At 23.7% G+C, this 25,965-nt stretch carries 17 protein-coding genes; 1 reads left to right on the top strand and 16 read right to left on the bottom strand.

Annotation, left to right across the window (positions count from 1 at the left end; all coding sequences use genetic code 4):
* Positions 1-56: 56 nt before the first annotated feature.
* The 7 genes from SCANT_RS00625 to SCANT_RS00595 form a co-directional block, all read right to left on the bottom strand.
* Complete coding sequence (locus SCANT_RS00625; RefSeq protein ID WP_053945811.1) at positions 57-320, bottom strand: hypothetical protein; 264 nt, start codon at positions 318-320, stop codon at positions 57-59.
* 663 nt (positions 321-983) lie between these two features.
* Positions 984-2,840 carry a lipoprotein gene (locus tag SCANT_RS05440; RefSeq protein WP_053945810.1) on the bottom strand — a complete coding sequence of 619 codons (1,857 nt, stop codon included), beginning with the start codon at positions 2,838-2,840 and terminating at the stop codon, positions 984-986.
* A 102-nt stretch (positions 2,841-2,942) separates the two neighbouring features.
* Positions 2,943-3,872 carry an ABC transporter ATP-binding protein gene (locus SCANT_RS05245; RefSeq protein WP_083434186.1) on the bottom strand — a complete coding sequence of 310 codons (930 nt, stop codon included), beginning with the start codon at positions 3,870-3,872 and terminating at the stop codon, positions 2,943-2,945.
* Between the two features lie 5 nt (positions 3,873-3,877).
* Positions 3,878-5,632: an ABC transporter permease gene (locus SCANT_RS00610; protein ID WP_053945809.1), complete on the bottom strand. Its 1,755-nt coding sequence runs from the start codon at positions 5,630-5,632 to the stop codon at positions 3,878-3,880.
* Positions 5,633-5,654: 22 nt separating this feature from the next.
* Positions 5,655-7,508 (bottom strand): lipoprotein, encoded by a 1,854-nt coding sequence (locus SCANT_RS00605; RefSeq protein WP_053945808.1) that lies wholly within the window; start codon positions 7,506-7,508, stop codon positions 5,655-5,657.
* Positions 7,509-7,812: 304 nt separating this feature from the next.
* The gene (locus SCANT_RS00600; protein WP_053945807.1) at positions 7,813-12,009 is read right to left on the bottom strand and encodes an ABC transporter permease; all 4,197 of its coding nucleotides are present in this window, start codon (positions 12,007-12,009) and stop codon (positions 7,813-7,815) included.
* A 166-nt stretch (positions 12,010-12,175) separates the two neighbouring features.
* On the bottom strand, positions 12,176-13,852 hold the full coding sequence (locus SCANT_RS00595; RefSeq protein WP_053945806.1) for a TrkH family potassium uptake protein: 1,677 nt from the start codon (positions 13,850-13,852) through the stop codon (positions 12,176-12,178).
* 88 nt (positions 13,853-13,940) lie between these two features.
* Between SCANT_RS00595 and SCANT_RS00590 the strand changes: the two genes are divergently transcribed.
* The gene (locus tag SCANT_RS00590; RefSeq protein WP_053945805.1) at positions 13,941-14,636 is read left to right on the top strand and encodes a potassium channel family protein; all 696 of its coding nucleotides are present in this window, start codon (positions 13,941-13,943) and stop codon (positions 14,634-14,636) included.
* Positions 14,637-14,669: 33 nt separating this feature from the next.
* Here SCANT_RS00590 and gatB read toward each other — a convergent pair whose 3' ends face one another.
* The 9 genes from gatB to SCANT_RS00545 form a co-directional block, all read right to left on the bottom strand.
* Entirely contained in the window at positions 14,670-16,109 is a 1,440-nt protein-coding gene (gene gatB, locus SCANT_RS00585) for an Asp-tRNA(Asn)/Glu-tRNA(Gln) amidotransferase subunit GatB (protein WP_053945804.1), read from the bottom strand.
* Complete coding sequence (locus tag SCANT_RS00580; protein WP_053945803.1) at positions 16,102-17,571, bottom strand: amidase family protein; 1,470 nt, start codon at positions 17,569-17,571, stop codon at positions 16,102-16,104. Before SCANT_RS00580 ends, gatB begins: the two co-directional genes overlap by 8 nt.
* Before the next feature lies 1 nt (position 17,572).
* Positions 17,573-17,863: an Asp-tRNA(Asn)/Glu-tRNA(Gln) amidotransferase subunit GatC gene (gatC, locus tag SCANT_RS00575; RefSeq protein ID WP_053945802.1), complete on the bottom strand. Its 291-nt coding sequence runs from the start codon at positions 17,861-17,863 to the stop codon at positions 17,573-17,575.
* 2 nt (positions 17,864-17,865) lie between these two features.
* Entirely contained in the window at positions 17,866-19,860 is a 1,995-nt protein-coding gene (gene ligA / locus SCANT_RS00570; RefSeq protein ID WP_053945801.1) for an NAD-dependent DNA ligase LigA, read from the bottom strand.
* 15 nt (positions 19,861-19,875) lie between these two features.
* Positions 19,876-21,165, bottom strand: coding sequence for a hypothetical protein (locus tag SCANT_RS00565; RefSeq protein WP_144416866.1), 1,290 nt, complete (start codon positions 21,163-21,165; stop codon positions 19,876-19,878).
* Between the two features lie 408 nt (positions 21,166-21,573).
* Complete coding sequence (locus tag SCANT_RS00560; RefSeq protein ID WP_053945799.1) at positions 21,574-23,466, bottom strand: hypothetical protein; 1,893 nt, start codon at positions 23,464-23,466, stop codon at positions 21,574-21,576.
* A 35-nt stretch (positions 23,467-23,501) separates the two neighbouring features.
* Entirely contained in the window at positions 23,502-24,395 is an 894-nt protein-coding gene (locus SCANT_RS00555) for a pseudouridine synthase (RefSeq protein WP_053945798.1), read from the bottom strand.
* Positions 24,396-24,416: 21 nt separating this feature from the next.
* Positions 24,417-25,376, bottom strand: a complete 960-nt coding sequence (locus SCANT_RS00550; protein ID WP_053945797.1) for a CPBP family intramembrane glutamic endopeptidase — start codon at positions 25,374-25,376, stop codon at positions 24,417-24,419.
* Positions 25,377-25,448: 72 nt separating this feature from the next.
* Positions 25,449-25,925: a PTS sugar transporter subunit IIA gene (locus tag SCANT_RS00545; protein WP_053945796.1), complete on the bottom strand. Its 477-nt coding sequence runs from the start codon at positions 25,923-25,925 to the stop codon at positions 25,449-25,451.
* Positions 25,926-25,965 lie beyond the last annotated feature (40 nt).

The following is a 25,965-nucleotide window of genomic DNA, read 5'->3' as shown; positions in this document are numbered from 1 at the left end:
AATTTATATTTAAATTTTCTCTTAACCATATTTAAAATTTTTAATATTTTTAGAGTCTAAGAATTTTTTAAACTCAATAATATCAAGTTTTTCATTTGAATATACTTTATCTTATTATACAAATCTAATTTATTTTTTGATCCTGAAAATATTAACTTTCCAGAATTGATAATTAAATAATTATCAATAACCTCATTGATCTCATCAATATTATGAACAGTTATTATAATAGTTCTTCCTTCTTTTTTATTAATTCCCATCATGATACAAATATATAATAAGAAATTATATGCACTAATAGTATATAAAGAGAAATCCATTTGAGTATAATAACCTATTTTACTATTTATTATGAAATATTTTCTAGTTTTTCTATTGAAATTCTTTAATAATTCCCAATAATGAATTTAGTACTACGTTTTTCCTACCATTGTTTCTGAATAATGGTGTCATTTTATTATTTTCGATTGAAAAATTAAATGACCAATTATTTTTTTAACTTTTTTTGCTATACTCTTTAAAATTTATAAGTTTTTCCATAATCTTTATACCTTTAAGTCTAATTTTTTAAAATAAAATAATTAATTTTTAAAGTAAATAGATATTAAAATATCTATTAATATCGGCAAAATATAGAAAATAAATTGAAGATTAAATAACTTTAATCTAGAAATTTAATGATTAATGATAATATTTAATGTTTTATCCTCTTTTTTTTGAAGAGATAAAAATAGTGAGCCAATCCTAAACAATATGTGAATAAAATAACAAATATGGATGATAAAACGTAATAATCAAATATTAATAAAAAATCACTACTATTCTTTTAAGTAACTTAATAAATATCTATAAATAATGAGAATAATAAATATATTTCATTAAATATTAGAAATGATTTTTCTTTTATAATTGATTTAAAACTAAATTTTATTATCCATATACTTGGTATTATTTTTTTCATTACTATTTATTAAATTTTATTTCTATACAAACTTAATAAAGCTTTTTTTACCCTCAATTTCTTTTATTCCCTTCATTATTTTATCTAAATCAAAGTAAAATTGAATATAACCTAAATTAAAATGTAATATTCCTTCATTCAAAATATAACCATTACTTGGTCTACCTGGATCAGCAATCATTCATCCATCTTCTTCAAGATATCATGCTCATTTATGAGAAGCTCAGTCATTTCCATGTCAAGGGTGATTAAAAGCAAATTGATAAATTGTATTACTTGGTAAATTTGCTTTTCTAAACATTTCTAATCTATAATCTTCTAAATTAATTTTATACCTACTATCTCTTGTTAAGTTAAAATTTCCATTTGCTTCTCTTGAATCTTGTCTTTCTCAAAAATTAATAAAATTGAAGTCTTCAGTTAAAGTAGATTTTTTTATTGCCATTAAAAAATCTAGTTTAGTATTTTGTTCTGGATATTTATTATAGTCATGTTTTACATTAAATGTTTCATGGAATGCAGAAAGTGTTTTTGCAGAAAATTCGGATAAATTTCTTCTTTCAGTATCTTCAGCTCCACTTTTACTAAATAAGTAATTAATTGCTATTCTAAAATCCGGCAATTGATGAACATAAGCTCCACCATCTATTTTAATTGATAAACCTTTTATACTTACATATCCTAAGCTTAGAGCTTTTTTAAATGCCTCTGCTTCTTTTATTTTATCCATTTCTGCTACTGACATACCTAATTCCTTTAAAAAATTCATTTTTCTAATAGAAAATTGATCTTGTCATATTTTATAATTTTCCCCAGTAAAGTAATAGTCATTTAAGTTATTTTTAGTAGCAGCTCTTGATGGATCTTTTCTAAAGAAAGTTTCTAACAGTATTTTATCTTTTTCTTTTTTATAATCATATTTAATTGAATTACTGTGATTATAACTTATATATCAATTTATAGTTGCTAGTAAAGAATTATCATTATTGTCAAAATTTGATCCCTTATAGATAAAATCACCATCAAAATCAATTGGAAATTTTTGCAAAATATTAAAATATTTATCTTGAATAAAATTAATTATTGAAGTTCTAAAACTATTTGTTTTTGAATTATCTTGATAATATTTTTTTATCTCAGGTTCAACATTACCATAAGCTTCAAAAGCTTTTTTGCCCTTAGAAATTTTATTTCATTCCAAATTAGTATGAACTGTATGTTTTGGATCAGTAGAAGCAAAATAGTCTTTTGTTATATTTTGATAAAATCTTTGACTTGCTTCTTGAAATAATTTTTGATCTGTTAAAGTATATTTAAGTGTGTCCTTTAATTTAAAATTTTCAATATCTGTTTTACCTTTATATTGAAGTACAATATTGTAATCAATAACAACATTTCCAAGATATATATCATTTATTTCATTACTTTGGATAATCATAGTTTCAAAATTAAATGTTACACTTTTAAACAAAGATTCTACATCGTTTAAAATTATTTTATACTTATTTTGTTTTTTTAATTCATTATTTAAACTAGTTTCGAAAGATTTTAAATCTAAAATTTTTTCAAGGTCATTTTTAAGAGCGGTTTGTTCATTACCTTGAATCCCTGATGGATTATCTTTGTATTTATCAATGTTTGCCCTCTTTAAAAATTGATTATTTTTTTCAGTTGATGTAATACCAAATAATTTTAGCCCTACATTTTCAATTAAATGCTTTTCATAAATTTTTTGAACATCTGTTTCTAGTTGTTTAATTAAAGCACCATAATCAAATTCTTTAATAACTGACTCTATTGACCCTCCACAAGCAATTACAGTTGCACTTGCACTTGTAATTAATGTTAATGAGCCCAACAATCCTAATAATTTCTTCATTTTTTTACCCCTTTTATATTATAAAAAATTTTACTAAAAAAAATCTTTATATACTCCTATAAACCTTTTACATAACTTATAGTTTAGTATATTTAGAAATTTCTAAGTTATTATCTTACTATCAAGTGCCTTATGAACTGCTTCCATATTTATAGGCAATTTAATTAAATTTAAAATTGGTATTGATTTACTAATAAAATAAATAAATATTCAGTTAATTTCTTTTAAATCTTTTGTTGCAAATACAATTGAAATTTCCTCTTCATCATATTTAAAACTTTTAATATTTTTAGAATCTAAGAATTTTTTGAATTCAATAATATCAAACTTTTCGTTTAAATATACTTTATATTTATTATATAAATCTAATTCCTCTTTTGATCCTGAAAATATTAACTTTCCAGAATCAATAATTAAATAATTATCAATAACCTCATTGATCTCATCAATGTTATGAACAGTTATTATAATAGTTCTTCCTTCTTTTTTATATTTAATTAATAAGTCCTTAATTTTTTTTCGTCAATAAGAATCAAGATTAGCTCCAGGTTCATCCATAATAATTATTTCTGGTTCTTTTATAAAACAAAGAATTAAATTTATTCTATTTTTCATTCCCCATGAGTAATTATTAATTTTTTTATCTTTATCTTCTCAAATATCAAAATATTTCATTCAATGCTCTATTCTTTTAAATGATTCCTTTTTATTAATTCCCATCATAATACAAATGTCTAACAAAAAATCATATGCACTAACAGTATATAATGAGAAATCCATTTGAGTATAATAACCTATTTTACTATTTATTATGAAATATTTTCTAGTTTTTCTATTGAAATTTTCAATGTCAATACTACCATTAAATTTTTTAATAATTCCTAATAGTGAATTTAATATTACAGTTTTTCCACTACCACTGCTTCCTAATAATGCTGTTATTTTATTCTTTTCAATTGAAAAATTAAATGGGCCAATTACCTTTTTTTTAAATTTTTTGCTATAGTCTTTAAAATTTATAAGTTTTTCCATAATTTTTATCCCTTTAAGTCTAATTTTTTAAATTTATTTTTTGCAATAAAATAATTAATTGTTGCTATTGAAGCTTGAATTAAAATATAAAATAGTGGATTTAAATAATTATAATAAGTTTCTGGAATTATTTTATTTTGATCATCAAGCTTAAATGTATAACTAGGCTTAGCTATAAATAAATTGTCCTGTTTATTGAAAAATATTCTACTTGAGCTTTCTGGTTCAAATCAAAAATCTTCATAACTTCTTCCTCCAAAATATGTATAACTTTGAAGTGTATTTGAAATAAAATTAAAATAGAAGAATGAATTAAAAATAGTTCTTGATTTATTATACAATTTTCAATCTTCATCTTTTACAACATTACTATTTTCCAAAATAACCATATTATTTGTATATCTTATAAAGTAGTCTTCCAAAATTCTCATACTTAGCATTGTTGGCCAATAGAAATCTTGTTCAATTAATTTTTCTATTTTCTTATTTTCCAATCTTAATTTATTATCAGAAAATGAAAAGTAATTTTGATACATTTCCACTAGATATTTCTTATCAAATAACATGTTTTCTTCTTCTGGTTTTGTTTCATTCTTGATATAATTTTTTTCAATATTTGTTTCATCATTTAGAAAAATAAATGATTCAAATAGACTAGCAAATTTAGATTGAAAGCTAGTAAAATAATTTGTTATATATTGTGTAAATTCAATAAATTCTTGTAATAATTTTTTTTGTTTATCAGACAATGAACCTAAATGCATTTTTTGTTGCAGTTCTTCTATTGTTAAAAACTTATACTCCAAGTTAATTTTAAAAGTAATTTCATCATTTTTTCATTTTGAAATTGTTGAATTATTATTTACAGCCAATATTCTTGTAGGTGTAGTCAGATTAACTTCTTTTGATTGTTTTTCAACTATTCCCATTTCCTGTCAGAAGTTAATTCTTTTATTTATATTACTTGCACTTTCAAAGTTATTAAGTAAATTTGGATCTGTTTCATACTGATTTTCTAAAAAATTATTATAGATTTCTAAACTTAAATTAGAATATTTTAATTCTTTATTTAATACTTGTTTTTTTAAATCAAAACTATCATATACTTCGTTCACATATAATGTAGTTTTGGAACTATTATAATCTACAGATATTTTTTTTGCTTCTTCACCTTTTATTAAAAAAATATAGGGCATATTACTAATAAAAGTAGTAGATAAAATTAAAGTTGCAATTATTGTAGATACTTGAATGTTTGTTAATAAAGAAATTAGTAAAAAGAAACTTAATAAAAATACGCAACTTAGTAATGCATATAAGAAGTAAACACTAGTCACTCTAATTAAAAAGTTGTTAATTTTTAAAGTAAATAAAATATGTAAAATATTTATTAATAAATAACTTAAAGTTATATTTATTAACATCAATAAAATAAAGGAAATAAATTGAAGATTAAATAACTTTGATCTAGAAATTTGCTGAGTAATGATTATATTTAATGTTTTATCCTCTTTTTTGACGAGATAAAAGTACTGAGCCAATCTTAGACAAAGTATGAATAAAATGACAAATATAGATAACAAAACATAATAATCAAATATTAATAAAAAATCACTACTATTCTTTTGAATAACTGAATAAATAGCTATAAATAATGAGAATAATAAGTATATTCCATTAAATATTAGAAATGATTTTTCTTTTATAATTGATTTAAAACTGAATTTTATTATCCATATACTTGGTATTATTTTTTTCATTGTTATTTATTAAACTTTTTTTCTATACAAACTTAATATAACTTTTTTTACCTTCAATTTCTTTTGTTCCCTTTATTATTTTATCTAAATTAAAGTTAAATTGAATATAACCTAAATTAAAATGTAATATTCCTTCATTTAAATTAGGATTAGTATTTGGTCTACGTGGGTCAGAAATCATTCATCCATCTTCTTCAAGATATCATGATCATTCATGATAAGATCATTGATTTCCATTTCTAGCTTGGCTAAAAGCAAATTCATACTTTGTATTACTTGTTAAATTTGCTTTTCTAAACATTTCCAATCTGTAATCTTCTAAAGCAATTCCAAAGTTACTATCTGTTGTTAAGTTAAAATTTCCATTAGCTACTCATGAAGTTTCTCTTCCTCAGGTATTCTTAAAGTTGAAATCTTCAGTTAAAGTAGATTTTTTTATTGCCATTAAAAAATCTTCGTTAGTATTTTGTTCTGGATATTCATTATAGTCATGATCTATATTGAATGTTTCATGAAATGCAGAAAGTGTTTTTGTAGAAAATAGTGCTAAATTTTTTCTTTCAGCATCTTCTTTTATATCTTTACTAAATAAGTAATTAATTGCTATTCTAAAATCAGGCAGTTGATGAACATATGCTCCATTATCTATCCTAATTGATAAACCTTTTAGGCTTACATATCCTAAACTTAAAGACTTTTTAAAGGCTTCTTCGGCTTTTATTTCTTCCATTTGATCTGTTGACAGACCTAGTTGCTTTAAAAATTTTTCTTTTTCAACAGAATATTCCTGTTGTCACATTTTATAATTTTTTTGAGTGAAATAATAATCTCCTAAGTTATTTTGAGTAGCAATTTGTGACGGATCTTTTCTAAAGAAAGTTTCCAACATCATTTTATCATTTTCTTCTTTATAATCATATTTAATTGAATTACTGCTATTATAACTTTTATTTTGATTTACAACTTTAAGTAAAGAATTATCAAATAAATTTGATTCCTTATAGATTAAATCCCCTTCAAAATCAATTGGTAATGATGTTTGTGAACTATCAAAATAGTTTTTTTGAATAAAAGAAATTATTGAAGTTCTAAAATTATTATCTCGTGAATCATCTTGATAATATTTTTTTATTCCTGATTCAACATCACCATAAGCTTCAAAATCATCTTTACTATTAGCAATTTTATTTCATTCTAAATTAGTATGTACACTATTTTTTGCATCATTAGAAGCAAAATAGTCTTTTGTTATATTTTGATAAAAATTTTTACTTCCTGTTTGAATTCAATTTTGATTTGTTGAAGTATATTTAAGTGTGTCATTTAATTTAAAAGTTTCAACTTCTTTTTCACCTTTATATTGAAGTACAATATTGTAATCAATAACAACATTTCCAAGATATATTCCATTTGTTTCATTACTTTGTATAATCATAGTTTCAAAATCAAATGCTACACTTTTAAGCAATGATTTTACATCATTTAAAATTATTTTATATTTATTTTGTTTTTTTAATTCATTATTTAAACTAGTCTCCAAAGATTTTACATCTAAAATTTTTTCAAGGTCATTTTTAAGAGCAGTTTTGTCATCTCCTTGAATTCCTGATGGATTACCTTTATATTTATCAATATTTGCCTTTCTTAAAAACGCATTACTTGATTCAGTTGATGTAATACCAAATAATTGTGGTGCTACTTTTTCAACTAAATGCTTTTGATAAATTTTTTGAACATCTACTTTTAGTTCTTTAATTAAACCATCATAATCAAATGTTTCAGTAATTTCTGGTTCCTTTTCTCCACAAGCAATTACAGTTGCACTTGCACTTGTAATTAATGTTAATGAGCCCAACAATCCTAATAATTTTTTCATTTTTTACCCCTTTTTATATTTTAAAATATTTTTAAATTATAAAAATATTTTAGTAAAAAAAAAGAAAAAAGCAAGTTATATCAATAAATTATTAGTTTTACTTAAAGTTGTATTTAAACCAATTTTGTTTATATTTCTAATATTTGCTTAATTCTCATTCTGTAATAAAACTTTTATTTTATTAAATTTGCTATTTCACCAATAATAGATAATTATAAAATATTTATTTTTATTTCTATCACTACTTAAATTTTAAAAAGTGAATATGCAAATCTAATCCTTCTGATAGTTTTTTTATTTTCTTTTAAACTATTTTTATCTGTTTTACATTAAATCAGCTAATTGTAAAAGTGAAACTATAAATAGAACTTAATAAAATAAATACTAAAAATGGATGTCACCAAATAAAGGACATAAAGAAAATAGAGTTCCCTAAAAGTGATAGATATTCAACAATACTTATTAATGATAAAAACCCTATAATAAAACCAAATGAAAACATAAATAATATTAACCAATTATAAACACTAAATATTTGATTTATTATATAGAAATTAGAGTATCCCATAATTTTCATCCCATTTATAAATTCCTTATTATCTGTAATAATTAAAGTTGTTGCTAGCAATAATATTATGAAAGTTATCATCAATAAAATAATTATAAAAATATATATTGAAAGATTAAAACTTACAATTAAATCTTTTGTTAACTCTTCTACAGTATTTATTGGCAATAAGCTTTTTACTGTTGAAACAGAAAATCCTTCATAATAGTTATCTTTATCAATAATGGGTTCACATTCCTCTTCATTTTGACATTCTTCAGGATATATTTGTCCATAACTTCCCCTAGTTCCAAATTCACTATGATCTCCATATCTTTGAGAAGTTGACATTCCAAATGTTAAATCTGAAATATCTATGTTAGAAGAAATTTTGTAGTTAAATATTGGATATAGGTTTTTAAAAAACTTATCCATATTTTTTCATATTTGATTTTCTCCTATGTTATTTTTGAATTCATCATATGTCATGGTTCTTAATTTACTCTTCAATGATTCATCATTAAACTCATTAAAAGTATATAAGTCATCTACATATGCTCATTCCGGAATAAAAAATTTTTCGAAGTTAAATTTTTCTACTTTATTATATCCAATAATTTCATTTGCTTTATCATTTGCAACTCATGCCTTTAGAGGTCCATAACTTTTTTCTATTCCTACAACTTTAAATTTATTTTTCAAATCATATTTTTTATTTGTAATTTGCAGTTCATTATTAGTAACTCTTTTATGAATCGGAGGTTGCTGAGACGCACTTATTGCTCCCCCATTTGTTATTGCAAAATCATTACCTCCTATTTTTGCTGAGTTAAAATTGGCTGGTATTCCTGCTAAAGTATCTGAAAAATTTCTATAATCTGATCTACTTTTGGGCGCTGAATAATAACTTCTACTTGATTGCGTTCTAAAATTTTCAAATGGGCTTTTTTCTCATCCCATTTCTAAATCACTAATACCAATATCTGAGTAAATTTCATTATTGTATTTTTCTAATTTCTCAATATATACTTGAATATCAAGAATTTGATTTTCTTTTACTTTCATTTTTTTTGAAAAAGCTTTATTAATAATTATTGGATAATAATTATTTTCAGTTTTTTCAAATAACTTATTATTTAATAAGCTATTATTTATATTCTTCATTAAATTTAGTTTTGAGTTTTCAATAGTCCCATAAATATTGAAATCTTGATTACGATAATTTGCTTTTAAATATGTTCCTAATTCTTCATTTTTTTCATTAAAAGGAATTATACCATTGCTTATATTAAAGTTATCATTTAATTCAATTGCTTTAATAATTTTTTGTTGTATAAAATATGGTGAATTTGTATAAGTTAATAAAAGTATTGCCACACCTAATCTTCACTCAAACACTGATGCAAATCAAATAGTTAAATTATTATTTAAACGTTTAATATCTTCTTGATCTCAATCTTTTAATGTTTTTAATTTCAAATTCTTTACATCTATTAACTGTTTATTATAAATAAAATCAAAATCCGCATAGGTTGAATTGTTAATTTTATAAAATTTATTATGCTCATTATTTAGTTTTCAATAGCTTTCAAAATTAGAGAGCGAATCTTTTTTATAAATAGTGGGTTCTTTTAGTATCTTATTTAATTCTTTATTAACAATCTCATTTTCATTGACTATTTTAGAATTATATTTTAATGGTAATCCTCCAATGTACTTTTTATAGAAATTTAAAAATAAATTAGTATATTCTAAAATTTCTTCTTTATTTGGATCTTTTTTATTTAAACTAATTAATTCCTGTTTAAGAAAATCATAATCTTTTCATTGTGAGTAAATATTTTTAATTGTCTGTTTTGAACCAATTATTCCAATTGGTCAGGAAGTATCAATATTTGCATTATCTAAATCTAATAAAAATTTTGTTGAAAGATTTTTTCAATTTAATCAACTAAATTCTGCTCATGCTGTATTATTTTTTTTCGCTATATCATAAGAGTAATAATCTTTATGAATGTCTGAATTTAAAATATCTCTAGTTACTTTTTCTCAATTTATAGTTTTTTTGTCTTGTAAAATTGGATATGCCGTACTTACATCATCTTTACTTTTTGACCCTATATATTCTTTTGTTATTTTATTATTAAAATCAAATCCTCACTCTTTATCTTGAAAATTCGGATTATAGGTCTTATAAAAACTTAATGGGTTATTTGGAAGTGGGTTAGTATACTCAATCCTATTTTTATAATAAATATTAGAGAAAATTGAATCATAATTATTTTTAATTTGTTTTGGAATAATTACAGTTGATGTTGTTAATGTAGCACATAATAACATAGCAAATGATATACCAGTAATTTTACTTAAGGATGAAATTACTAATGCAGATCTTAATTTTTTATTAAAACTAGAATTTTTATATATTTTTTTATATTGTCTTGCTATGTATGAAATTTTGGTTTTTTTTATTCCATTATTTAAATATACAATTGGCTTATTAAACACTGTTATTGAAATTAATCTTGTAATAAGTAAAAATACTATTATAAAAATAATTAAAACTCCTAAATGTATAGGGAATAAATAATTAAAGACTTTAAACTTGAAATTAAAAAAGCCTGAAAAAATATTTAATAATGAATTCTCAAAAGCAACAAACATAATTATGGAGATAACAAAGGCTGTTAAAATAGAAATTAATATTAAAGCTAAATAATTAAAAATTACTTGTCCATTTTTGTATCCCATTGACTTTAGATAACCTATCTCACTTAAAGAATTTTCAAACTCTTTTTTTGAAACTAAATAAAATATAAAAAGTGAAATTAAAAAAATTAAAATAGACAACATTGTTAATAAAATATTAAATATTAAAATGATTTGTTTGGGGCCATTAATTCTTGAAAAATGACTATAGTTTTTATCATTATTATTAAAAAAATAATTAAGATTATTTGTTAATTTACCATACTCTTTATATTTTTCATTTAAATATTTTAAACTTTGATTTGATTGCTTCGAATTAAACTTAATTGAAAAATATGAACTAGCATCAAATTCAGAAGTTAATGAAATTAAGGAGTTTGAAGAATTATAAATTTTCATATTTCTTTCTACTTTTTGGTTATCTCCAAATTTAATATTAAACTTATAGTCACTAATTCCCAAATTTCTATAATCAACATAAACAATAGCCTCATTATTTATGTTAGGAAAAAATGATAAATCTCCAAATACAGGATATGCAAAATCAGCTGAACTTCCAAACCCAATAACTTCATATCAATTTAGTCCATAATATTGATTTAGTTGTAATAATTCATCTATGTTTGAAGTTTTCAAAATGTCAGAAGCGACATTCTCGTTTTCTTTTACTAATAGTGAATCACCAAATTCATCTGGTTGTAATCTAACTATATCTCCTAATTTAATTTCATTATTTTTTGCAAATTGCTTATTAAAAATTACTTGTCTCTTTGAAATTTGATATGAATCTGAAAAATTATTTCCTTCTTCAATTATTAAACAATCAATACAATTATTTTTAACTGAGTTAAATTTTGAAATTATTTTAAGTTTTTGACTTTTAGTTTTATTTTTAATATTGTTAATATTTCACTCTTCAGTTTTTGTTCATTCAAAATGATTTTCCAAAGCTAACCGATTTAAAATATATTGTTGATATAATTCTTGATTTTCAGGAAGTTTAGTTTCTTCATCCTTTGTTGGATCAATAAGTCGAGAGCTCTTTTTAACCTCCATTACAGCATCTCTTAAATTACTTGTATTTTGAAAATCCTTATAACCTCAAAATATTTTAAGATTAACTGAAAAAATTGAAAAGACAATAAATAGTGTCAAAAAAAATAAAAATGACAATGAAATAATTTGAATAATGCTTTTTTTAGTTTTTCTTATTGAGTTTTTTAAAAATAATATTTTTTCTCTCATTTATACCTTTTATAAAAAATAATATACAAATACTATAAATTAGTTAAAATAACAAAATTTCTTGTTAATATTTATAAATAAATTTTTAATTTTTAATTAAATAATCTTAAAAATTATATCACAGTTGTTTAAAACATAATTAATTTAATTTGAGTCAAAATAAAATCTACCCTATTGTAACTTCTTCTTCTAAGTAACTAAAGTTTTGTTTATTTTTTGGTTTTACAAAAGCTAATAATGTATTTGATATTCCCAACTGTCCTACAAACATTGTCATTACTAACATTATTTTACTTATGACACCCAATTGAATAATTTGTTCATTTGGAAATGGTTGGAATCCAACTGTACCAAAAGCACTACATACATACATTATTAATTTTATTATTGTTGCTTCTGTATTTTGAGTTTCATCTGTTCTAAATAACATTTTGTTACTATCCAAATATACAACAAAAATACTTGTTGTAACAATAAAGAATGAAATAAATACTACAGCAAAAGCTCTTTTAACTGTTTCATCTGGTATTTTTCGTTTAAAAACTTCAACTGATTTTTTATTTCTCATAATTGAAAATATTGCCAATATGCATATTGCAAAAGTAGTTGTTCTTATTCCCCCAGCAGTTGACGAGGGCGCTGCTCCTATAAACATCCAAATTGATAATAAATATTTACTTCCTGCAGTAAAACTATTAACATCTACTGTGGCAAATCCAGCATTTCTAGTTGAAGAAACGTTAAAAATTAAGTCCATCAATCAAACATGAGTTGGCTTTCATGAACCATCACCATCAGCCACTCATTTATTAAATATATATACTTTTTCTTTTTCTAATAACATATAACTTTCTTCATAGTGACCATTTAACAATATTTGACTTTCTTCTACAGTTAAATATTCTGTTAAAAAAACTAATACTGGTCCTAATAAAAATAAAGATATATATGTAATAAAATTTAATTTTGTAAATAGAGAAAATTTTACTTTTTTTCCTTGTTTTCTCGCTTTAATTTTCTTCTTAATATCATGATATGTAGGATAGCCTAATCCCCCAATTACTCATTGACACAAAAAAGTTACTTGAATTAAATAAGCATGTGAACTACCTTGATTGTAAGGCAGTAATGAATTACCACTTACAATGTCAAAGCCAGCATTGTTTGTAGCACTTATTGAATGAAAAATTGCAGCTCAAAGTGATTTTCCAAAATCATTGTAAGGATTTGTAACCGATGAAGGATCTAATTTATGAATACCATCCAATGAAAGAGGAGTAAAGTAAAAACCAAAAAATAATACTATTGAACCTACTAATTCTAATATTAATAAGAATACAAAAGCATCTTTTATCATTTCAACAGTATTTGATAAGCTATTATTTCCTCTTTCTTTTTGTGCAATATTTTGATCATCTAAAGAAATTTTTCTTCCAATCATTACTAAAAGAGTAATTTTAATTGTAAGAATCCCTATTCCACCAATTTGACACATTATTATAATTAATAATTGACCTATAAATGAGTAACCTGTATTTGTTTGTACCATAGTTATCCCTGTGTCAGAAATTGCACTTGAAGCAGTAAACATTCCTGTAATAAAATTTCAGTGATTTTTAGGGTCAACAACAACACCAGGTATTGAAAGCAAGAATCCCCCTAAAATAATAGAAATTAAGTATGCTAAAATAATTTTTCCACTTATTCTAGAAAAAGGCAATCAGTTTTTTAATTTATGAAAGAATTTTTCATTCTTATTTTCTAAACTCTTTTTTACTTCTGGTTTCTTTTTATTAGATTTACTTTTAACAATATCTTTTTCATCACTTGAAGAATTTTTCATAAAAATAGCCTCTTTTAAATCTATACTAAATTATACATTAAAGATTAAAAGAGTTGTATAATTAATAGGTTAGAAAGTTGGAGTAAATATGGCTAGAAAAAAAAGTTTTGCTATATTTGGGGCAAACTATTTTGGTCTATCAGTGGCGCAAACACTAGATGAAAGAAAGCAATTAATAAAGATTTTTGACTATGATGAAGAACGATTAAACTTATACATTAATCAATTTGAATCTGTTGAGGGAGTTGTTTTAGATGCAACTAATAAAAATGCTTTAGAAAAAAATGGAATTTCACAATACGATGGAGTTATAGTTTGTTTTGGGGGAAATATGGAATCAAGTATTTTAACAGTTTTGAATCTATTAGATTTAGGTGTTGAAAACATTATTGTTAAAGCAAGAGATGAAAGACACAAAAGAATCTTATTAGCTCTTGGTTTAGAAGAAGATAAAGTTATTATTCCCGATGTTATTACAGGAAAAATGGTTGCTACCAAATCTCTATTTGATATTGAAAGTGAAGTTCAATCAATTGATAATGAATATGTTTTTACAAGTATAACTGTTTATGAAGAAGAGATTATTGATAAATCAATATTTGATGCTGGATTAGTTTCTAATAAAGACTTTAATATTATTCAGATAAAAAGAAACGGAAAGACTATTTTACCTGATGAGTATACTATTCTTAAAGAAGGAGATATTCTTGGAGTATATGCAAAAAATAATGTTGTAAATGATCTTGTTTTGAAAATTAGAGGAGAACAAGAAATTGATGAATAAAAAATGCTAACCTTAAAATATGGTTAGCATTTTTTATAAATTTTCTTTTATTTTTTTAATTATTATTTCTGTGGCTATTGTAGGACTTACATTACCACCAGTATCTTTCATAAGTTGACCCATAATTGTTTTTTCAACTCTTTCTGGTCTTTGTTCATATTGTTCTTTTATTAAGTTTAAGTTTTGTTTAATAATTGGCAATAAAATTTTTTCAATTTCATTTATATTTGAAATTAATTTTAAATTATTTTCTTCTACTATATCTATAATTTCTTTATCTGTTTCAAAAGCTATTGGCAATATTGTTTTAACATGTTTTGAAGAGATTATTCCTTTATCCAGCATTTCTATTATCTGATTAATATCTTTTGGTTTTAAATTTGATTTATCTAATTCAATACCATCTTTATTTAATAAGGCTTTAATATCAGTTAATAAATAATTTGCAATCTTCTTAGGGTCCGAACCTAATGAAATTGTATCTTCAAAAAATTTAACTAATGCTAAATCAGACAAAATATAATTTGTATCTTCAATAGAAAGATTATAATTATCAATATATTTCTTTCTTTTATGTGATGCTAATTCAGGAGAACCATTTAGAACTTCTTTAATTCAATTTTTATCCAATTGAATGGGAAAAATATTTGGTTCTCTAAAATATTTATAATCAATTGCGTTTGATTTTTTTCTCATTAAAATTGTTTCTTGACTTGACTCATCAAATCTTCTTGTCTCTTGATCAATGGTTCCACCAGATAACAATATTTTAGATTGTCTTTTTATTTCAAATTCAATTGCCTTTTTAACATTATTTAGTGAGTTTAAATTTTTGATTTCAACTTTTGAACCAAGTTTTTCATAACCATATGGTCTTAAAGATATATTTATATCGCATCTTAAAGAACCCTCATTCATTTTTACATCACTTACTCCTAAAAATAATAATAATTCTCTTAATTGATTTACATACTCAACTGCTTCAAATGCACTTCTTATCACAGGCTTTGAAACAATTTCAATTAAGCCCACACCACTTCTATTAAAATCAATGTATGTTAAATCATCTTTATGTGTTTGTTTAGCAGTGTCTTCTTCAATATGAAGTCTTTCAATTTCAATAAATTTCTTTTTACCATTTTCTAAATTTATTTCAATTTTTCCTTCTTTTCCAATTGGAAAAAATTGTTGCGTAATTTGATAACCTTTTACTAAATCAGGATAGAAATAATTTTTTCTATCAAATCTTAAAAGTGAATCAATCTTCATTTTTAAAGCATTACAAGTAAGTAAAGCTAATCTTACACCCTCTTTATTTACTGATGGTAAAATTCCAGGATAACCCATATCAATTTCTGAAACTTGTGAATTTGGAGTTTCTCCATATGTAACTGGACCTAAACCAAACATTTTTGATTTAGTTTTTAATTCAATATGATTTTCAATTCCTATAACTACTTCAAAGTTATTCATTTAAATCACCTACTTGTCTAAAATTTTTTGCAATAATAGTTTCCAAATATTTTGCAGCTTGTAAGACTTTCAAGTCTTCTTTAGGTTTTGCATTTAAATTAATTCCAATTGGCATATTTTCTTGTGAAACAAAGGGAATTGTAATTGATGGCATTCCATTAAAATTTGCCAAAATTAAAATATCTTCTGCAAAAATAAAATCTCCATCTCCTTTTTGTTCTACATCAACACCATATACATGATCAACAGTTGGAGCTGGTTCAAAAGTTGGAGGTAAAATTAAAATATCAACTTGTTTGTATAATTTTTCTAATTCTTCAACAATAAGTCTTCTTACTTTTTTTGATTTAGCTAAAAGTAATTCCTGATTTTCAGATTTTAATTGATAGCTTCCAATTAAAAATCTTCTTTTAACAGTTTCACCAAATCCTTGAGTTCTAGAATTTTTTATTATTTCTTTGTAATTATTTCCCTTGGCTCTTAATCCAAATTTAATTCCATCCAAATTATAATTTGAAGAAACTCCTTCAGCAAAAGAAATCATCATATATGCTGCTGGTATAGCTTCAAGTAACTTTTTATTAAAATCCAACTCTATAACTTCATGACCATCAGCTTTTAAAGTTTCATATAATTTAAGATAATCTTTTAATAATTGACCCTTTAAAAATTTATTTACACTTTTAATATATCCAAATTTTATTTTCTTATTAAACTTATTAATATTTTTTACAAATTCTTGTTTATTATCGATTGATGTAAAATCTTTTTCATCTTTTCCATATGTTGCTTCACATAAATAAGCTAAATCTTCAACATTATTTGTGAAAAAGCCTAAGTGATCTAAACTAGGAGCATACGGAATAGCACCATACCTTGAAATAGAACCATAAGTTGGTTTGAAACCAACAATACCTGTTAAACTTGCAGGTTTTCTAATTGAATCTCCGGTATCTCCCCCAGTTGCAAATGGTACAATTCCCTTTGCAACTGCATAAGCACTACCACTTGAACTTCCCCCAGCAATTCTATTTTTGTCATATGGATTTCTAACTTCTCCATTAAATGAAAATAAACCTGTTCCTCCCATAGATAATTCATCTAATGCAGCTTTACCTATTAAGATAGAATTTGCATTATTAAATTTTTTTGCAATTGTTGCATCAAAAGAAGGAATATAATTTGACAAGATTTTTGAACCAGCCGTAGTTAGAATTCCCTTAGTTGATATATTATCTTTATGAATAAATGGAATTCCACTTAATACATTTTCTTCTTCAATTTTGTTTTCCATTTCAATGGCCCTTTGCATAGCTTCTTTTTCACACAAGGTAATTAGAAAATTGCTATCTCAATCAGCTTTTGAGGAATCTAAAACACTCTTAATTAAATCAGTAGTTTTTAATTCTTTATTTACTAATTGTTCATGCAATTTTTTTAATGTAGTTTTTTTAAAATTCATACTATTTAACCACCTTTACAATTGTAATAAAGTCGTCATGCACACTTGGAGCATTTTTTAAAATCTCATCTTTGGGCAAAGTCTTTACTTCTTGATCTTCTCTTAATTTATTTGTAGTTATATCAAAAGGATAATGCATTTCTTCAACATTATCTGTATTAACTAATAAAACCTTTTCAAACTTTTTCAAAATAATATTTTCATATTTTAGAATATTTTGTAATTCTTTTTCTGATAAATCCAACATAGCATCTTCTTGAAGCTCTTTTAATAATTCTAAATTAATCGTCATTTTTATTCTCCTATCATTTCTAAAAACTGCTCTTCTGATAAAATATTAATTCCTAATTTTTGAGCTTTCTCTAATTTGCTTCCAGCTTCATTTCCTGCTAATAAAAAGTCAGTCTTTTTACTCACTGTATCAATAACTTTTGCTCCATATTCTTCAAGCAAATCTTTAAAATAGTTTCTTGGTTTGCTTAATGTACCTGTAATAACAAAACTCTTCAATGTTATTTTATCATTATTTTTAGTTCCTTCATTACCCAAATACTGCATATTTATTTTAAGTTCATTTAATTCTTTAATCAGCTCTCTGTTTTGTTTAATAGTAAATCAATCACATACTGATTTTGCAACTATTGGTCCTACATCATTTATTTGTTCTAACTCTTCAAAAGTTATTGTTGAAATTTTATCAATATTTTTAAAACTTAAAGCTAAGGTCTTTGCTGTTTTTTTACCAACATGTCTAATTCCAAGACCAAAAAATAATTTTTCTAAAGAATTTGCCTTAGAAATTTCTATTGATTCTAAAAGATTTTTAACAGATTTTTCACCCATTTTATCCAACTCTATTAATTGTTGTCGAAACTTATTTAATTTATAGATATCAGAGACAGTACTTACAAATTTATTATCGTAAAGTTTTTCAATTATTTTTATGCTTAAACCCTCAATATTCATAGCATCTCTTGAAACAAAATGTTCTAAACCTCTAACAATTTTTCTGGGACATTGGGAATTTATACAATACTGATCTACTTCTCCCTCAACTCTTTCTAAAATTGAATGACATTGAGGACATTTTTTTTCTTCTTTTCATTTTTTTAATGAAAAATAATTTTCATCTTGTATTGGTGAAATTACTTCGGGAATAATATCTCCAGCCTTTTTTACTTTGACTTCTCCCCCGATTCTAATATCTCTTTGAATAATGAAATCTGCATTATGTAGTGTTGCTGCTTGAACTGTTGTACCTGCAATTTGAACAGGTTCTAATGAAGCGTTATAAGTAATTCTTCCTGTTCTTCCAACAGTTGAAAAAATATTTTTCAGTTTTGTTTGTTTAGTTTCTGCTGGGAATTTAAATGCAATAGCTCACTTAGGTGATTTTGCAGTATAACCAACTTTTTCATATAAATCAAAATCGTTAATTTTAACTACTACACCATCTATTTCATATTCCAGTTTTTCTCTTTGTAAAAGAATGGTTTGTATATGTTCATAAACTTCTTTAATATTATTGCAAATCTTTCCTAAACTATTTACTTTAAAATTCATTGTTTCTAAATATTTCAATGAATCACTGTGAGTATGAAATTTTTCTCTGTCCATAAAATAATATAAAAATGCATCAAGTTTTCTTGAACTAGCAATACTTGAATCAAGTTGTCTTAAAGTTCCTGCTGCTGCATTTCTTGGATTTGCAAAAATTTCTTCATCATTTAATAATCTCTGTTTATTTAATTTTTCAAATTCATTTTTAGATAAAAAAACTTCTCCCCTAATTTCTACATACTCACTTTTATCAGATATTGAAAGAGGAATACTTTTTATTGTTTTAACATTTGAAGTAACATCTTCACCATAAATTCCATCTCCTCTAGTTACTCCTTTAAATAAATTCCCATTTTTATATATTAGTGATATTGATAACCCATCAATTTTTGGCTCAACAAAAAAATTGTACTTCTTATTTTCAATTTCCTTTAAAATTTGGTCATTAAAATTCTCTAAGTCTTCTTCATTAAATGCATTAGCTAAACTTAACATTGGTTGCTTATGTTTATACTTTTCAAATTTATCCATAACTACTCCACCAACTTTTTGTGTGGGAGAATCTAATGTAATTAATTGTGGGTATTGAGATTCTAATTTTATTAACTCATTTAAACTCTTATCATATTCTGAATCATCCACTAATGGTTTATCTAAAACATAATAAGCATGACCTCATTTATTAAGGTTTTCTTTTAATTTGTTTATTTTTTCTATAATTTGTTTCATTAAAATTTCTCCTTATTAAAAATTGACTCTTGAATATTTTTTTATAACTATTACATCGTTTGACTCTTGAATTGTTTTTTTTGTTTTAATGGCATAAGGTAATGCATTTATGAATGTAAATAACAAAACAACTAGAACCATTCCATTAGTTTCAAACATTTTTGGATAGAATGTACTTATAAATCTAACTGAAATTGGATTATAAAATGTTAGATAACTAACTAAAAATAAATCAATACAATTAGTTATTAAATCGTATTTAACTTTTTTCCTAAAGAAAACTCATACAAAAGAACATGTTAATAGTGTCATTGATATTATAAAAGTTAAAAATTGCTTTGCTATATTATTTTCTACTAAAGAAGTTCAAATATAAATTATATTTAATGAATTATATTTTTCAGCTAAAATGTTTTCATTAAAGGCTAATATAAATGCTGTTGAAATTGTCATAAAAAATATTGGCACAAATAGGACAGTAAATAAATTATGATTTTCTAAAAATAGTTCAAATTTTGCAACAAAACTATAACGTCTATTCATTAAGTAAGAAGCTAGAAGCATTAGTACAAGAATTGATCCAAAAATAACAACTTGTAAATATAATCTCAAAATAATATTATAGAAAATAAAGCCAACCATTGGGAAAATAGCAATTTTTAGAATGTCTTTTGTAAAGTTTTGATTAAATCTCCTTTGGATTAAAAATATAAAAGCATACAATAAAAATAATATTTGATATGAGCTTTCTCAAGAAAAGGAAATATAGCCCCCCAATACAAAACCTATAAAAATAGGGTTATATCTTTCTCTAACATTTAGAGTTGTATATCTTAACAACATAGTTGTCGCATAAAAAATTAAATAAAGTAAAATCATATCTCCTGTAAATATGGAATAATCTAATCATCAAAAAATCATTCTTGTAATAATAAATGTTACCAAACTTATAAAAAAAACAGCTACCCTATTATTTAATCTCATTTTAGGTGTAAATGATTCATAAAATAAAAATAAGATTGAAGTTATTATAAAAGCATCTAAAATTATTAATAAAGGAACTATAAGATCTTTATACTGATAAGGCTCAACATTAACCATCATTATTACAGAAAGTTGGAAAGTATATCAACCTTGAAATGGTTTAAATCCAAGAAAATTAAATAGAGTAGAATCATTAAAAAATGAAACTTGGTTATCTTTTAATCAATATAAAATAGCTAAGGTATTTTTGTGTCTACTAAAATTTTCTCTTGAAATGCTGTTAACTGAAAAGTAATCTATACCAATAAAAACAGCTACCACTAATAAAAATATTAAGGAATCCAACTTGAAAAAATTAGTATTTAGTCAAAATTTTATAAATATAAAGCAAAATAGTAGGTAAATTATAGTAATTGCAAATATATAATAGACAAAAAAAACGTAAGGTAAAACTGATATTAATTGCAAAGGAAAGGTACAAACAGATATAAAGGTAAAATAACTAAAAAAACCCGTAGCAATTGCCACAAAGTGATTTTTGATCTTAAATTTAAAAAATTCAATGAATATTAAGCCTGATGTATAAAACATAAATAAATATAGCATTGATATTCCTATAACAATAAATATTAAAGAACTTGTCATATTTTCACCTTTATAAATTATAGCACCTAGTGACTATTTAAATATTCTTAAAAAGTAAATAAAAAAAATTGATATAAATCAATTTTATTTTCCCTTTAAAACATAAATATTTTCATTTTTGGGATTAACATTAATAACAGTTGACTCATTTATTACTGATGAACTAATTGTTGTTTCTTCAATGCCATACATAGCATGAGAAATTTGACTTCCTTTATCAACAATTTCATTAACATCAATACCATATTCTTCCAAATTTTTCTTTCTTGATTGAGAAGTTTTTCTTAAAAGAGTTTTTTGAATAATTGGAAGATTTCTTATAATTCCATTAAAAGACTTTGCATTGAGAATATATGAAAATAATATTAATGCAAAAATTGTTGAGAAAATACTTCCAAAGAATAGCCCAATTAAAGGCGCAATATGAGCACCCTCTCCCGTTGCTTTTCTAATGTCTAAATATTGACTAATCACAAATATATTTAATAAAGCTGCAATAAAAGTTGGAACTATTAATATCAAGAAATTATTTGCCACATATTTTTTATTAGAATTATAAGTAACATATTTTCAAACATAAACTCATAAATAACCATATCTAATAATTAAGCAAAATAGTTTAATTAAATACATACTTATAACTCCAATTACTAAACTGTTAATTCCACCAACACCAGATGTTACTAGTACAAATGGAATTAGAATTGCTGTAACTATATAAGCAACTCCAATTATATTTTGAAATTTTGAAACTTCACCATATCGACCTTTTGCTTGAATTAAAGTCATTTGACTATCACAAAGAATAGTAAAAGCGGTTACAGCTGCATAAAGCATTGAGAAATTTGGTGTATAAAACATGAATTCAAAAGCTCTTGTACTTGGATTTGTTGGGTCAGTTAAAGTAATATTTTTACCATAAAGTGCACTAACAAAGTATGGTGATAATATCGACATATTAATAAATGTAAAAGCTGCTATTAAATAAGTATAAAGTTCATATTTAGCATAACTACTTCAATTAATTCTTCCTCTTCTAGCAACTAATGTAACAAAAAATTCTCTAAAAGAAACAATAAAATTAGTCATTATTAATCTAACATTTAAAGCAACAACTAAATATAGTGAAAGTGTTGATGAAACATTTAAACCAAAAATAACTGAAGCTATTGCAATGTCAGAATTTAACAATAAAGTAGATCCTAAATTAGATCAAGTTATTTTTGAAGTTGTTGTATTTAATTTAAAGCTATTAAAATCACGATAGTATTTTAATCATAAATATTTTCTTTTAACATATAAATATATCAATAATCCTTTAACTGGTGAATAAAGTAAAATAGGAATAAATGCAATTATTGGATTTTGAGCTATTGCTAATAAATAAAATGTTAATCCATTTACTAAAATATCTGTAAATAGAATTGTTATTCTTCTTATAACATTTTTATTATCAGCTATAATTATAGTTTCATAAACACTAAATCAATAAGCAGAAACGAAATTTTTTGAGCCAAAAATTAAAGCAATAATCATTAGCTGTCAATAAGCAGCAAATTGTCCATCGTTTAAAGTTAAACCAATACTTTTTCAACTATTTGGATCAAAAATACTACTATCTTGAGCATTTACTCCAGCATATAATGGATATGCAAGTGCAGTTACAGTTACTAAAACTAAGCCAACAATTGCTGATCTTCTAAAACTTTTTTTTGCTGTTGAGTAAATCTCATTTGCACTAATTCAATCATTATTAACTAAGGGCTTTACAAGTAAAATTGATGCTGCAATTCCTAATGCGCCTTCAGCTGTTGCTATAATTGCAGAAAATGATGTTACTAAACGCACAAACCCGTTAAATTCAGTTCCAAACTTTTCTAACACTCAATACATTGTTAGAAATTGAATTATTGCATTTAAAGTAGAGATTGTTGTACCAACAATAACACTAAAAATACCTTGTCTTGTTGATAACATTGCTAACCTCCTAATATATTATTTTAATTTTAACATTAAAAATTATATTTTGATTTGTATTCCTTACCATTTAAGTATTCTAAATGACCGTCAAAATTATTGAAAATTATTTTGTAAGCAATTAAGTCTATTTCTCTTAGGTGACTTCTTTTGCCACCATATCTAAAGTCTTTACATATTGGTGATTTATAAAAATTGCAAACAGCTCTAATTTGATGTTTTCTTCCAGTTAATATTTGAATTTCATATATGTTATTTTGCTCATCAATTATCTTATTTATTTGTTCAACTTTTTTAGCATTATTGAATTTTTCAATTCTAAATTTAGCTTTTTGATTATCATTATCATATTTAATGTATCCTGATATTTTTCCTGTTTCTAAATTATTATTTTCTGTTCTTGCTAAATATAGTTTTTTAATTTTAGTTTTATTATTTAATTCATTTAAAAGAATATCTAGAGTAATTTTATTTTTTGCATAAATAACTAAACCTTTTGTAAGTTTATCAATTCTGTGAACATGACTTATTACAAAACTATTTTCTAAATCTGGATTATACTCTTTTTTATCTTTTAAGTAGCTTTTCACTTTTTGATCTAAATTTATATTTATTGGTGAGTGAACTTCAAGATTTGGTTGTTTATCAACAATAACAATATTTTCATCTTCATAAATAATTTCTAAATCAGAAAAATCAATTTCTATAAATTGATCTCTTTTTTCTGTTTCACTACTATCATAAATTTTAACTTCATCATTTAATTTAATTTTTTGCTTTGTATCTTTAACTTTAATATCGTTAACTTTAATTTTTCCTTTTCTAAATCATTTATAAATAATTGATAAATTTGTAGATTTAAAATTTTTTTTAATAAAATTAAAAATAGTTTGATCAACATCATTTTGGTTCACTTTTATTATTGTCATAACAACCTCGTTTTTCTTTTTTTAAATAATAATTAATATTAAAATAAATGCCAATAAATTATTTAGCAAATGCACTATTCAAGAGAAAGTCATATTACCTTTTGTAAATAAAAATATTCCCGATAATATAAAACCCGCTGCAGAGTAACTCAATATATGTCCAAAATCAAAAGTTGGTCCATAATGAACAAAACCAAAGAACATTGCACTACCGACAAATCCTAATCATCTATTAGAAGCATTTAAATTGAAAGAATTTCTAAGACATAACTCTTCACAAAAAGGAGCTACAACAACAGTAAGGATAAATAATAGTATAACATATGCTATAGTAATTGATTTATCGCTATCTCTTAATATCCCTATTAAATTCTTTTGATTTTCACTTTCTGAAGCTCCCATTAATTTAGTCTCAATTAAATTTAAAAATATAAATGTTGAAACAAAATATAATATTATTGTCCCTGCTACTGCAATTACAATAACTTCTTTTCATTTAGTTTTTAAAGTTTCTTTAAATCTCTTAAAGATTTTTCTATCATAAATTATAGCCAAAATTATAATTATAACTTCTGTCAATATCATAGTAATTATAGATGAAAATGCTGATATTAACTTTGGGTCATTATTTAATGAAGAATTAAATAATGACATTAAAAGTCCTGTAAAAATGAAAACAATTTGAGGACCAATAATTAAAAGATAAATTCAAAAGTAGCCTCCTTTAAAAAAACCAGGTCCATTTCTAAGCATATTAAAAACCATTCCCACAATAACAGATACTAAATATAAAAGAGCAAAGACTTCATTGTTATTATAACCAAAATAAGACACAAATAAAGACAAAACAAAAGGCACTATTAGTACAGAAGTTAAAAAAATCATTCCATCTGTTTTGTAATTTAATAGGTCAAATCTGAATTTTGTCTCTTCACTTAAATTAAAATGCTTATCTCTTAATTTGGTTATCTTTTCTTTCATTAAATCACCTTTTTTTATTTTACTCCAAAAAAAATGAAAAACCCTAACTAATAGGGCTTTTCATAAAAAATATTATTTAACTTCAATTATTAAATCACCTTTTTTAACTTTACCAGTTTTTAAAACTTCAAAACTTCTTCCATTCATTGAATCAGTTGTAAATATTAATGGTGTATTCATTGAAGGTACTTTTTTAGAAACCTTTGCCATATCTACATTTACCAACAACTCTCCAGCTTTAATATTTGCTCCTTGTTTTACTTTAATATCAAAACCATCACCATTTAGAGAAACTGTGTCTAATCCAATATGTAATAAAATTTCGACACCATTTGAATTTGAAATTCCATATGCATGACCACTTGGAAAAACTGTTACAAGTTTTCCATCTATTGGTGCTACAAATTCTCCATTTTCGGGAATAAATGCAATTCCATCTCCTAACATTTTTTCTGAAAATACTTCATCTTCAACTTTTGATAAGTCAATAATTTCACCATCAACTGGTGCAAATACTTCTAGTTTTTTATTTTTTGTGAATAATCCCATAATTTACCTTCTCCTCACTCATTATTTTATAACAAAAAAA

The organism is Spiroplasma cantharicola (assembly GCF_001281045.1).
Classification (GTDB): Bacteria; Bacillota_I; Bacilli_A; order Mycoplasmatales; family Mycoplasmataceae; genus Spiroplasma_A; species Spiroplasma_A cantharicola.
Note: the sequence above shows the minus strand (reverse complement) of the source record. Positions and strands in the feature narration are given on the sequence as shown.